This window comes from Desulfothermus sp. (assembly GCF_053993635.1).
On record NZ_JBMYBT010000018.1, the window covers coordinates 1 to 11,598 of the forward strand.

The following is an 11,598-nucleotide window of genomic DNA, read 5'->3' on the forward strand; positions in this document are numbered from 1 at the left end:
CTTCAGTTGATTATAAAAAATTGGAGAAAATTTTTAAAAAGGTTTTAGGAGAAGAACTTACCCCAATTAAAAAAGACATTGCAGAGTTGAGCACGCCTAAAATTGGACTCAGGGACATCCTTGGAGGTATTGGATATATATTTGGGTTTATGGGAATAATCCTCTATTTTAAGTCAAAAGGATAAAAAAGTATGTTTGACGATGAATTTAGTATTGGAGACTCTATTTTCCACAAAACTGATCCTAGGGTGAAGACCTTATTAGCATTTTTAATAATACTAAGTGTAATTCTTTCAAATAATATTACTTCTTGTGGTGTCATTCTTGTCTTTTTAATAATAAGTATATTAATTGCCAAACTTTCACTCCTAAAGGTAGCAAAAAGGGTTCTTGTAGTTAATTCCTTTGTTATATTTCTTTGGTTTTTTCTACCCTTTTCAACTCCAGGCAGGGAGATATTTCAGATTCACGGATTGTCTGCCTCATATGAAGGCATTTATCAGGCCATTTTAATAACACTTAAGGCAAATAGTACAGTGCTTACTATTATATGTTTTATAAATACCACGCCAGTCCCAATATTAGGTCACGGACTCTATAAACTAAAGGTCCCGCCCAAATTTATCCTATTGTTTCTTTTGACCTATAGATACATCAGTGTAATTTTTGAGGAATTTTCAAGGATGCTAAATGCTGCTAAAATTAGAAATTTTCATCCAAAAACCAACCTTCATACTTACAGAACCTATTCCTATATGCTGGCAATGGGGCTGATAAAAAGCTATGAAAGGGGAAAAAGGGTATATAATGCCATGGTGCTTAGGGGATTTAATGGCAAGTTTTATTCTCTTCAGGATTTTAATTTATCAAGAAACGATATAATAATTGCCTACCTGTCCTTATTTATTATTGTAATTTCTAATTTTACCAGTTATATTCAAAATTTCTGGAGATATTAGCATATATTAAACGTCGCCTTGTTTTTCACTGATCGGATAGAGGAGCTATTTTGATGCAACCAATTTTAGAGCTAAGGGATATATATTTTAAATATTCCTCATCAGAAGATTATGTGCTAAAAGGCTTAGATTTTAAGATAGAACAAAATCAAAGGATTGGAATAATTGGGGCAAATGGCGAGGGAAAAACCACTTTTTTACACCTTTGTGTAGGACTAATAACGCCCCAAAAAGGGGCCATATTTTTTCATGGTGAAAAAATAAAGAGCTCAAAACAATTTGTAGAGCTAAGGAAAGAAATCGGCCTTGTATTTCAAAACCCAGATGATCAACTATTCTCCCCAACTGTCCTAGAGGATGTGGCGTTTGGTCCACTCAACCTCGGACTCTCACCAGATAAGGCCAAACAAAGGGCAATGTGGGCACTTGAGGTGGTTGGATTATCGGGAATGGAAGACAGAATCACCACAAAGTTGTCTGGGGGTGAAAAAAAATTACTTTCTCTGGCCACTATTATTGCAATGAAACCAAGGGTATTATTGTTAGATGAGCCAACAACAGGCCTTGCACCAGCTACAAGAGAGACTATAATAAATCTTATAAATGACCTCCCAATGGACTTTGTGATAGTTTCCCATGACTGGGATTTTTTGTACAGGACAACCAATTCCTTATATGTTATGGATAAAGGAAGGCTAATAGAAACAGACAGATCTGTATTACATCAACACTTTCATGTCCATCCATATGGTGATGTCCCCCACGAGCACCCAGAAAAAAAATTGGCTTAAAATGCATGAGGCCAATAGGCCTTTACTTCTTTGTCAAAGAGGTGTCTAACCACTTTAGCTGGAGCACCAGCAACAACACATCTATCTGGCACAGACTCAAGCACAACAGAATTTGCCCCTATAAGTACAAAATTGCCAACACTCAAATCACCGAGTATCTTTGCACCTGGTCCAATAAACACACAATTTCCAATCCTAGGGACATCATATGCATCCAGATTGCATCCAATTACAACGTGTGCCCCAATTACTACATTATCTCCAACAACCGCCCTTGGATGTATTATTGCTCCTAAGCCATTATGGGAAAAAACTACTGATTTACCTATCTGGGCCTGATAATGTATATCTGCTGAATAGAGTACCCTTATAAGAAATCCAATTAGATCTGGCACAAATAGTATCTTTTTTTTCCATAAAAAATGGCTAAGCCTATGTAACCATACAACCAAACCCATTATTTTCTCTAGCCTGTAATATTATTTGTGTAAATTCTAATTAAAAGTGATCTGTTATCAGTGTGTGTGATCTGTTGTCCACTCACACTGACCACTAATATCTATTTGGTGTATTGGTATATTGGTTATTGGTATATTGGTTCTTTTTTTCCTATTCACGAATCACGAATCACTGTTCACTGATATGGGTTATTTCACTTGCCTTAGAACCAGGAGAATGTAAGGTGCTCAATACATTTTGACCTTTCTCTGTCCTCTTCCATGCCTCAAAAAGCTGCATCCATTCTTTAAAATCAAAAACCTTTTCATCTAACTGATCTTCATGGGCTGAAACCCACAGGTGAAACACAGATACCTCTACTTCAAAAGATTTACTGTTTAACACGCTAGGAACCATTGCAGGGGGAAATTTCTTACCTTCAAGCTTTCTCAGAATAAAATCTGTAACTGCTCTTTGGGATATCTCAGGGGTAATTTTTTTATTATTGAGCTCATTGGCCAGCTCATAGAGGAGCTCATACTCTTTTTTAATATGCTCCATTACTTCATTGGGTACCTTTAAAACTACAAAATCTCCTTCACTACCTTGAGATGCAAAATAAAAACGAAGCCACATCTCGAATTTTATTACATCACTAATCTCTTTTAATGCATATTTAAATTTATTGTCTTTCATATCTTCTCCCTAAATCTTGTTTTTAAGCAAAACCTCTAACTATATGTTCTTTGCTTGGTATTATATTGTTCTAAAAAATCCAACTACACGCCCCATTACCTCAAATCTGTTTTCGTCATAAGGAAGAGGGGGATAAGTAGCATTATCTGCTAACAAAATCAAACTGTTTTCCCCTATACCTATTCTTCTAACAAAAAATAGTGGAGTTTTATATTCCAACAACTTAAAGACAAATACATCTCCCAATTTCATTTCCTTTGATTTATCAATTATTAAAATATCTCCAGGATAAAAGGTAGACACCATACTATTTTCCAGCAACTTGAAATAAAATTTTTCATTACACTGAGATACAGATATTTCTATCCCCTCAGAAAAATCAACTAAAATGTCTCCACTGCCTTCATCGCCATTATTTGGGCATAAAGGCATTAAAAGGATCCTTTTTGGGCCTAATTGCCCACTATAAGGATCTCCTTTACCTGTTATGAGATATGTAGGATTTAGATTGTATTTTTCTGCAATACGAATAACCCACTTATAGGGGACGCTATTTTTTTGTTTGGCAATTGATATGGCAGCCCTTCCTACCCCCAGCTCATTTGCAAGCTGAATTTGTTTTTTGATTGGAGTTAGCTTGGTAACTCTCTCAAAAAATTGATTAAAATCAAGGTCTGTCATAGCGGAGCATACCAATTGGTCTTTCCTGCTTCAAAACACCATTGACCTGGTACACCTCGTGTAGAAGCATATCTTGGATGCTTTAACCATTTAATGACGTTTTGATAGGAGTTGTAAATTTTTATAAATGTCTTTTCATCTCCACCCATATCTGGATGGTATTTCAAAATACTATTCCTAAAGGCCCGTTTTACAAACGCGTATGGATCCTCGCTAGCTAATAAATCAAGCCTGTTTATTTTGAGACAGCCTAAATGCTTTGAAACTCCTACTAAAGATATCTTTTCTTTTGGGATAACTATATTTTTATTGAATATACGAGTCTTGGCCTGTTTCAATACTCCTCTGCAAGCAGCATCCCTATTACCATAATTTTTCAGTTTATCCCACCAGATTTCCCCAAGCAAAAACAACATCTTCTCCATGTCATATATTGGGCGTTTACCTGGGGTACGGTTATAAAAAAATGAATAAACATCTTCTGAGCTATATGGGAGGATGTTTAATCCAAGTATCTGCTCATTGAAAAAGAATGTTGCATACCTTGCATTTACTGCTCTTAAAAGATTATTAAACCACTTTAATCTAAATACAAATTCTTCTTTGCAACTAGAAGAACAATACTTTTTTCTTCCCCTATCTAAAGGAATTCCGCAACACTGGCAGATCCTAAATCTTTTTACTGTGTCAGGATAGAGATTAATACCTCTTGATTCCATACGAATTTCATATCAGCTACTTTTTCCTAAGGCAAGTTTGATATTTTGGTGGGAGAAAAATTTTTCTTTAAGTTAAATTTTTTTAAAAAATCCAAAATCTTTTTTTCCATGTTTTCTCCAAATCCAGGAATGGATCTTATTTTTCCATTTTCAGCATAATCTAAAAGCTCTTTTAGAGATGTTATGTTTAAAGTGTCACATAGTGTCTTTATTTTTTTAATGCCCAGTCCATGGATACTTAGCAATCTTAAAATATCCCTAGGATATTTTGTCCTCAATTTTTTTAATTTCTCAAGATCACCAGTTTTTACAATTTCAATTATTTTATTTTCTATATTTTTCCCAATTCCTGAAAAAACCTTAAGGTCTTTTCTTTGTTTAACCATCTCACATAAGTCTTCTCCTATCCCGCGAATTACTTGGGCAGCATTTTTATAAGCCCTTATCTTATAAACATTTCCTCCTTCTAATTCCAGATAGTTTGCAAGTTCTTCCAATTTATCTGCAATATCTTCATTGGTTATATTAAAAAAGACCATCTGCTTAGCTAGCCCCAAAGATCGTCTAAAACACCAGATAGACCAAGAAGCTCTATTTTTTTCATTAAAAATTCCGATATAGTAGGTTTAACTGGCCGCTTAATCAAAGACATAGATGCTTCTGAAGGAAGTTTGCACCCTTTTTTTTGATTGCACCGAATGCAGGCAGTTACTACATTGGTCCAGGAAAAATCTCCGCCTCTAGATTTTGGAACAATGTGATCAATGGTAGGCCTTGACTTTATTTTCTTTCCACAATACTGGCAAATATAACCATCTCTTATAAATATATTTTTCTTTGATAAGGGCACACTCCGTCTGTACAAACTCCTAACAAACTTAATTAGTCGAACTACCAGGGGGATCCTAATCTTGTGGTTAAAGCCATGTATTACTCTATTGGTATATTTTATTACCTCAACCTTCTTTTGAACCAGAAGTTTTACTGCCCTTTTCCAGTTAATTATGTTTAAATATGTGTAATCTGCATTTAAAACTACAACTACCCCATCATCTAACCCTCACTTGCTATTTTTTTATTACTACAAAACGTTGGTTAGGATGGAATATAGATAACAACATATTGCCATTTTTGTAAAGGGCTAGGTATTATTTACCATAATTTGACAATTTTTGTTTCTGGATAATAGAATTTAAGTATTTCACGAAAATTATATCCCTGTTTTCCCATTTCAGCACTTCCCCATTGTGAATACCCAACACCATGTCCCCAACCCTTTCCTGAAAAGATAAATTTATTGCCCCTTTTTTCTATTGAAAATAAGATTTCTGGAAGTCTAAGTGCCCTCCGCAAAATGGTCCAGGTCCTGTATTCCTTATTCACAGTATCAGAAACTATCTTGACGCTGATAATTCTTCCTGAAGGACTTACCTTTTGGGGCAAAATCTTCCTTAAATTATGGACAGGGACACCAATTCTCCTGAGTTTTTTTTCTACTTCTGATATGGAAAAACTCCTTTTCCAAGAGGACATTTTACCTTTAAGTGACATGGGATCAGGGTGTGCCACAAGGTATCTTTTATTTAATTTGAATATATATCTTGCATCTGCAGTATATCCCCCACTGTTTGCAGTGTACATGGCTAAGATTGGTCTATTTTGTTCCATTAAAACCAATCCCCTGGTCTCATTAACCGCCTGTGTAGTCTTTTTTGTCTCTCGATCAACTCCTTTATAAGCCTGATCTCCCTCATTATCAACTAAGTCATACTCCCAATTTTTTCTGTGCAAGACCTGATAGTAGGCATAGGTCCTGGAAGCCACAGCCTGGGCCTTTAGTGTTTCCATTGACCATGAAGGATAAGATTCTGATGGGACTACTCCCCATAAATATTTCTCAATATCAAGTATATTTAAAACCATTAATCTAGATTTTTTTGGCTTTATAACAACCTTTCCTCGGACCTTCTTTGAATATTCACCAGATTTAATCCTAATGGGCGATTTTGCTTCTACTATAATTTCTCTTGCCCTTATACTTGCCGTATCAAACACTATACTTTGTTTTTCTGTGGGCTTGCCATTTACTTTCAAACCATTTCCTTGTAATTTAATAAGCCTCGCCTTTCTTAAAAGGAGCACTCTAACAAAAGGGGGTTTTTTTTCTATTGTTGGCTTAACAACAGGGGGTGGGGCTACAGCCTTTTTTGCCTGCTCCAATAAAACTTCTGCCTGAAACCTAAAACGGCCCTTAGGATATTTAGAAAGATACCTGGACAAAACATTTGCAGCATCTTTATATTTTTTCATATCAAAAAGCAAAAGTCCTTTTCTATATAAGGCTATTTCCATTCCTTCAGGATAATTGGAGATAATTTTGTTATAAATCTCCAATGCCTGATTCTCTGCATCTAAAAATGTGGCAAAGAGATTTGCCTTATGCAAAAGAACCTTTAATTTTGTTTTTTTAAAAGGTGTTACATCAAAGGCGGTGTTATAGGCTTCAAGTGCATCAAGATATTTCCCAACGTCTATTAAGTAACTGGCATAATTAATATTCCACTGGGCTAATCTCTCCTGGGCCAGGGTTTCATTACTAAATGTGGAGGATGCATATATCCCTTTATTACCTATTAAAAATAATGAAAAAAAGAGTATAATTATATGCTGTAATGCGAGTCTCATTAATTACTCTCCTTATTTGTCTTTTTTATTTTGTCACTAAAATGAAATTTTTTGGAGATAAAACCTCTTTTTATTTTTCCGATTATTTCCATATTGTTTTTGTTAAAGTCCATCTTACCAGATGCATATAGATTTAAAAGCGAGGACTTTAGGGTAACTTGTTTTATGTTAATTGTCTTTAGTCCACCATTAAAAAATAACGCAAACTTATTAAATTCCAAACTATCTTCTAATTTAGAAGGATTTAATTTTACAAAACTAAGTATATCTAATATCATACTTACTTTCTTACCCAAATTTGATAGTTTTAAAATTCTTCCATTATTTACATCAAGATACACATCAAAAAACAAATTTTTTTCTATTTTTTTAATAGTATCACCTTGGAAATTTATATTTACCTGAATATCTGTATCTCCCGTAATATAAACCGGCGCCTTGTTTATAAAGCAACCTAATAGATGGTCTATTGGGATACCAACCGCACGAATATCGACTATTCCAGACACACCTTTGTCTAAAAATTCTGCTCCACCAGAAAAGGAAATATTGCAAAAATACCCATTAAATCCAATAGAAGGATGATCTTTTAACAAGATATCTCCCTTTAATGAAGATACTTCATATTCATGTTCGTTTGTTAAATATAGTAGTGAATCAAACTCAAGATGATAATGGGATGAAAACTCTTTAATAGTCTCAGGAATTTGAATTTTTATTTCTATATTATTATCAGATTTTTGGGGAGGTTTACTCTGCTTTTTGTTTTTTTGTTGGTTGTAAGCATAAAATTTTATCTTTCTTGTAATAAGGTCAAATCTATTAGACAAAAGTTTGGCTTGAGTGGAACCTATAATTTTTCCAGATGGAAAAATTACAGAATAATCAAAGTGAACAACATCTACTTGTTCCTTTTTGGCCTTAAAAGATGATATATTTATATCATCCTTTTCTAAATCGGTGATTGTTAAATCAAAAAAAGTATCCTTATATATACTTTTTAAATTATAAGCTATATTTTCTAGAGGAATCTTTGTATCAAATTTTAAAAGTACATTTCCTTCTTGATTGATCTTAGCATTTAGCGTTCCATTCTTTAATTCAAGTATCTTGTTACTTACACAAACATATGTTTTTAATTCTTTAATCAATGCTGATAAATCATTATATTGAAGGTTTGAGGCATATATTCCTATATTGGTTTTAATATCAATCTTTTTATCTTTTATACCAAAATCAATATATATTTTTTTTACTTGAACATCTCCTGTAACATTTAAATTACCATTAGATTGTTTTACAATTCCGTTTCTTACTTGAGCTAAAATCTTTTGTGCCGATAATTTGAATTTATTGTTCTGAATATTGATATTAACAGGGCTAGAAATAACTTTCAATATTGAACCTGCATCTGTATGTATTGGAATTGCTCCTTTTGGAGCAACATTGCTAGTAAAAAAAACAACAGTAGAATTATTTTTGTGCTCAAAGGATGCATTACCAGTTAGATTTACTGACAATTTTGGAATGGTTAAGGATTTCGTATTTATGATATCTATATTTTTTTTCAACATTAGATTGTGCAAATTTACCAAAACACCTCTTGACTTAACTTCAGTTTTATTAAGAGAATAAATAAAATTAGTGGAATTGGTTAAAATAGATAATATGACGGGATTTTTTTTGTTATTATAAATAATTACAGATGCTGGATTAGCATCTATTTTTGCAAAAAATTTAGTTAAATGAATCTTTTTTGTTACTAGGCCACTTAGACTGGTATAGACCTCTTTTAAAGATAAAACGCCCTTTGCATTTATGTTATTTACTGGAAATATATCTTCAAATTTTTTAAACTGACTTAATAGATTTTTTCTTATATTTGGTAATGCTTTAAAAATAGTCCTTGTAATACTTTTAAGATGTAAATTTATTTCATTTGCCTTTAAAATTAATATATCATTATTTATATTTAGATCAATTTGTCTAATAAAGGTTTTACTTAAATTAACTTTTTCTACCTTAAGACTTATTAATTTCTTTTTCAAATTTCCATTAAATACCAATTCATTAATTGAAATATTTTGTTTATCAAAATTAAGTCCATCAATTTTTTTTATGTGTAAATTATATTCATCTCCTTTAATAACTACATCAACTCCTCTAAGATATATTGTGCCTGATAGTTCTTTAGGTAGATTTAATTTCACTCCTATTTTTTTAAAAAGACAAATCAGTTGATAAACATCAGCAGAGATGGATTTTGAAGTAATAAAAGCATTAAGGGGGGTTTTACTTATAATGTTTACATTAAAATCACCTTTAAATTTTATATTTAAAAAACTTATTTCCCCATTAAACTTAAATTTATTTATATCAATTGGCAGAGTAAAATTTAATTTTCCTGAAAATTCCAGACCAAGACTTTTATTCAAACCAATTTTTTTGGTGGAAGATATATTGCAGTACGTATTGGTTAGGAATATTATAAAAAAAATAAATAAAATGGTAATGAAAAATCCAAAACGAAATTTCATGTCTTTCTACTTTTTTCTAAAACGTTAATTAGGGCATCAAGGAAATAATTATAAATCCTTGATGCCCATAGCCCAATAAAAAAATTATTTAAGCAGGAAAACCACTCTTGCTTGATTTAAAAATTGTGTTTTTTCATTATTTACAAAAATGAGTGCAGAATCGTCTTTATTTACTGCTACGTCTGTATTTTTAATTACTTTTACAGCCTTGATCTTGAGAGGATTTTTAGAACCCCAAGTCTTTAAAAGAGCTATTGCCTTATCTTCATTATTTGTAAAACCGCCACATCCCCTTTCAACCAAAACAGAACTAACTATCTTTGAAGGATCAAAAATAATCTCACCGTTTTCATTTAAAATCCTATTAACCAGTGCAGGTCTAAAAGGATATTCCCTCACGTCCACAATGACTCCATCATAAGGATTCTCAATCTTTGAAGGTGTGATGACCTCAGGTTTTGGCTGGACAGGCTGTGTTTGTGTAGTAGGTTTAGGTTTTTCCATTACCTGTGGAATCAACTTTGGTTGATAGACTGGCTTTGGGGGTGGAAGCATTCCTTCATCTTTTAGAAGAGGTAAAATAACGTCATAAAGACCACCGTGCCCTCTCAAATAAAGCCTTAAGCAAACTTCTGCATAGCCCCTATTTGGATAATATTTTTCTCCACACTTAATTGCACCTTTTAGTACCCCTTGGACTGTGGTTCTAATATTATCACTCTGCAACATCCCATCTCTTACTGTAGTAGTACCGTATAAGGTAATTCCCTGAAGTACTTCTAAAAGGTCTCTTTGAGCCACCACTGTTGCAGCCCTAATTGCCCTGTACCTGCTCTGGCCTTCTTCAGATGCCCCTATTACCTGGATATATCCTTGGGAAAATACCTTAACAGGATCTGTAACTGGCTGCCACTCTTCTGCCATAGCATTAAAACAGACAAAAATTAAAATTCCAAGAAATAATCCTATCTTTCTCATAACCTCCCTCCTTTAATAAATATTCATTATATTTCTTAACTTCATCAAAGCCAAAATAAGCTCACACCCTTCCACAGGATCATTGGGTCTGAATTCACCAGATATATCAGGTTCCATAAGACCTCTAGTAGTTACATTCATAACAGCATTAAACCACGCAGCATTTGTTTGAACATCAGGGAATGGACTTTTTTCTGTACCAAAATACGCAGTTGCAATTGAATCATCTCCTGTTAACTTAATTAGTAAATCCTCTAAAATGAATGCAAGTTGCTTCCTTGTAATGGGGGCGGCAGGTTTAAACAAATATGCTTGAGTGATCTTGTCAAATTCAGGCTGAAGTCCTCTAATATTCCATTTTATTACAGTAATTATCTCTTCCTTGAATGGACTATTTATTACATCTGCAGGTACAAATGCAGCCTTGGGTAGCTTGGATTTTACCACTATTCTACCAGCCATAAATTTATCTAAATGGAGTTCATCAACTAAGAGTGCTGCAACATCACCTTTGCTAACCTTTTCTTTTACAGCTATTTTCTTACCAATATTAGTTAAAGTATACTGACCCATGGCCCTAACTATTTTTTGAACCCTTTTAAACATTTTATCTGCTTTATCATGCCATTTCCCTGGCTTAGAAGACAGGGTCTTGGAAAAGGCATCCTCTGCCTTTCTAAACTCATATCCCATATAATAAGCATAACCCATAAAGTAGTGGGCAGCAGCAATTGTTTGATAATATGGGAGTTTCTCTTCTTTTACATTGTCTAAACCAAGTGCATCTTCATAGTGATCCTCTGCGTCTTCCAGCCAGCCTTTTGGTTGTGCAGTGAAATAGACCCTTATAGCTGTTACATGATATATGAATTTTTCGCTATCGTTTTCCGCTGCTTTTCTTGCCTTCTTTAGATATTCTAGTGCATTTTTTGCGTCCACTTCCCAATGACCTTTTGACTTCTGTGTATGGGCGTAAATTGCATATACAAGGGCCTTTCCTGCCAACGCTGGACTAAAATCTTTGTCTAGATAAATTGCCCTATCAAAATGATTTCTTGCACCTTCTATGTCCTGTTTCTCTACAAGTTGCATTCCCATTAAATAATGATGCATA

The 11,598-nt window shown here is 33.5% G+C and carries 13 protein-coding genes and 1 pseudogene; 3 read left to right on the top strand and 11 right to left on the bottom strand.

Annotated elements, in window-relative coordinates; all coding sequences use genetic code 11:
• The 3 genes from ACY2V1_RS01330 to ACY2V1_RS01340 form a co-directional block, all read left to right on the top strand.
• Positions 1-185 (top strand): HI_1622 family ECF transport-associated protein (locus ACY2V1_RS01330; protein ID WP_498040217.1); only part of this gene is annotated, 185 nt, incomplete at its 5' end.
• Between the two features lie 6 nt (positions 186-191).
• Positions 192-959, top strand: coding sequence for a cobalt ECF transporter T component CbiQ (cbiQ, locus tag ACY2V1_RS01335; RefSeq protein WP_461832990.1), 768 nt, complete (start codon positions 192-194; stop codon positions 957-959).
• A gap of 53 nt (positions 960-1,012) precedes the next feature.
• Entirely contained in the window at positions 1,013-1,750 is a 738-nt protein-coding gene (locus ACY2V1_RS01340) for an energy-coupling factor ABC transporter ATP-binding protein (protein WP_461832991.1), read from the top strand.
• Here the strand turns inward: ACY2V1_RS01340 and ACY2V1_RS01345 are convergent.
• The 11 genes and pseudogenes from ACY2V1_RS01345 to ACY2V1_RS01390 all read right to left on the bottom strand — a co-directional run.
• On the bottom strand, positions 1,747-2,208 hold the full coding sequence (locus ACY2V1_RS01345; protein ID WP_461832992.1) for a serine O-acetyltransferase: 462 nt from the start codon (positions 2,206-2,208) through the stop codon (positions 1,747-1,749). The genes ACY2V1_RS01340 and ACY2V1_RS01345 overlap by 4 nt on opposite strands.
• A gap of 169 nt (positions 2,209-2,377) precedes the next feature.
• On the bottom strand, positions 2,378-2,884 hold the full coding sequence (locus ACY2V1_RS01350) for a hypothetical protein (RefSeq protein WP_461832993.1): 507 nt from the start codon (positions 2,882-2,884) through the stop codon (positions 2,378-2,380).
• Between the two features lie 60 nt (positions 2,885-2,944).
• Positions 2,945-3,565 carry a LexA family transcriptional regulator gene (locus ACY2V1_RS01355; protein ID WP_461832994.1) on the bottom strand — a complete coding sequence of 207 codons (621 nt, stop codon included), beginning with the start codon at positions 3,563-3,565 and terminating at the stop codon, positions 2,945-2,947.
• Positions 3,562-4,284, bottom strand: a complete 723-nt coding sequence (locus tag ACY2V1_RS01360; protein ID WP_461832995.1) for a hypothetical protein — start codon at positions 4,282-4,284, stop codon at positions 3,562-3,564. Before ACY2V1_RS01360 ends, ACY2V1_RS01355 begins: the two co-directional genes overlap by 4 nt.
• A 26-nt stretch (positions 4,285-4,310) precedes the next feature.
• Positions 4,311-4,823, bottom strand: coding sequence for a helix-hairpin-helix domain-containing protein (locus ACY2V1_RS01365; protein WP_461832996.1), 513 nt, complete (start codon positions 4,821-4,823; stop codon positions 4,311-4,313).
• 8 nt (positions 4,824-4,831) lie between these two features.
• On the bottom strand, positions 4,832-5,149 hold the full coding sequence (locus ACY2V1_RS01370) for an HNH endonuclease (protein ID WP_461832997.1): 318 nt from the start codon (positions 5,147-5,149) through the stop codon (positions 4,832-4,834).
• A gap of 15 nt (positions 5,150-5,164) precedes the next feature.
• Positions 5,165-5,314 (bottom strand): annotated as a pseudogene (locus ACY2V1_RS11030) (hypothetical protein); the annotation flags it as partial.
• 122 nt (positions 5,315-5,436) lie between these two features.
• Positions 5,437-6,969, bottom strand: a complete 1,533-nt coding sequence (locus ACY2V1_RS01375) for a SpoIID/LytB domain-containing protein (RefSeq protein ID WP_461832998.1) — start codon at positions 6,967-6,969, stop codon at positions 5,437-5,439.
• A complete protein-coding gene (locus tag ACY2V1_RS01380; protein ID WP_461832999.1) occupies positions 6,969-9,506 on the bottom strand; it encodes a hypothetical protein in 2,538 nt (845 codons plus the stop codon). Before ACY2V1_RS01380 ends, ACY2V1_RS01375 begins: the two co-directional genes overlap by 1 nt.
• 84 nt (positions 9,507-9,590) lie before the next feature.
• Complete coding sequence (locus tag ACY2V1_RS01385; RefSeq protein WP_461833000.1) at positions 9,591-10,484, bottom strand: TP0624 family protein; 894 nt, start codon at positions 10,482-10,484, stop codon at positions 9,591-9,593.
• A gap of 12 nt (positions 10,485-10,496) precedes the next feature.
• Positions 10,497-11,598, bottom strand: a 1,102-nt coding sequence (locus tag ACY2V1_RS01390; RefSeq protein WP_461833001.1) for an S-layer homology domain-containing protein, incomplete at its 5' end; no start/stop codon positions are given.

Excerpts from the sequence above, each read along its gene's own strand:
- ACY2V1_RS01340 (WP_461832991.1), top strand. The coding sequence starts at position 1,013 with ATGCAACCAATTTTAGAGCTAAGGGATATATATTTTAAATATTCCTCA.
- ACY2V1_RS01360 (WP_461832995.1), bottom strand. The coding sequence starts at position 4,284 with ATGGAATCAAGAGGTATTAATCTCTATCCTGACACAGTAAAAAGATTT.
- ACY2V1_RS01365 (WP_461832996.1), bottom strand. The coding sequence starts at position 4,823 with ATGGTCTTTTTTAATATAACCAATGAAGATATTGCAGATAAATTGGAA.
- ACY2V1_RS01350 (WP_461832993.1), bottom strand. The coding sequence starts at position 2,884 with ATGAAAGACAATAAATTTAAATATGCATTAAAAGAGATTAGTGATGTA.
- ACY2V1_RS01355 (WP_461832994.1), bottom strand. The coding sequence starts at position 3,565 with ATGACAGACCTTGATTTTAATCAATTTTTTGAGAGAGTTACCAAGCTA.
- ACY2V1_RS01345 (WP_461832992.1), bottom strand. The coding sequence starts at position 2,208 with ATGGGTTTGGTTGTATGGTTACATAGGCTTAGCCATTTTTTATGGAAA.
- ACY2V1_RS01385 (WP_461833000.1), bottom strand. The coding sequence starts at position 10,484 with ATGAGAAAGATAGGATTATTTCTTGGAATTTTAATTTTTGTCTGTTTT.
- ACY2V1_RS01375 (WP_461832998.1), bottom strand. The coding sequence starts at position 6,969 with ATGAGACTCGCATTACAGCATATAATTATACTCTTTTTTTCATTATTT.
- cbiQ (WP_461832990.1), top strand. The coding sequence starts at position 192 with ATGTTTGACGATGAATTTAGTATTGGAGACTCTATTTTCCACAAAACT.
- ACY2V1_RS01380 (WP_461832999.1), bottom strand. The coding sequence starts at position 9,506 with ATGAAATTTCGTTTTGGATTTTTCATTACCATTTTATTTATTTTTTTT.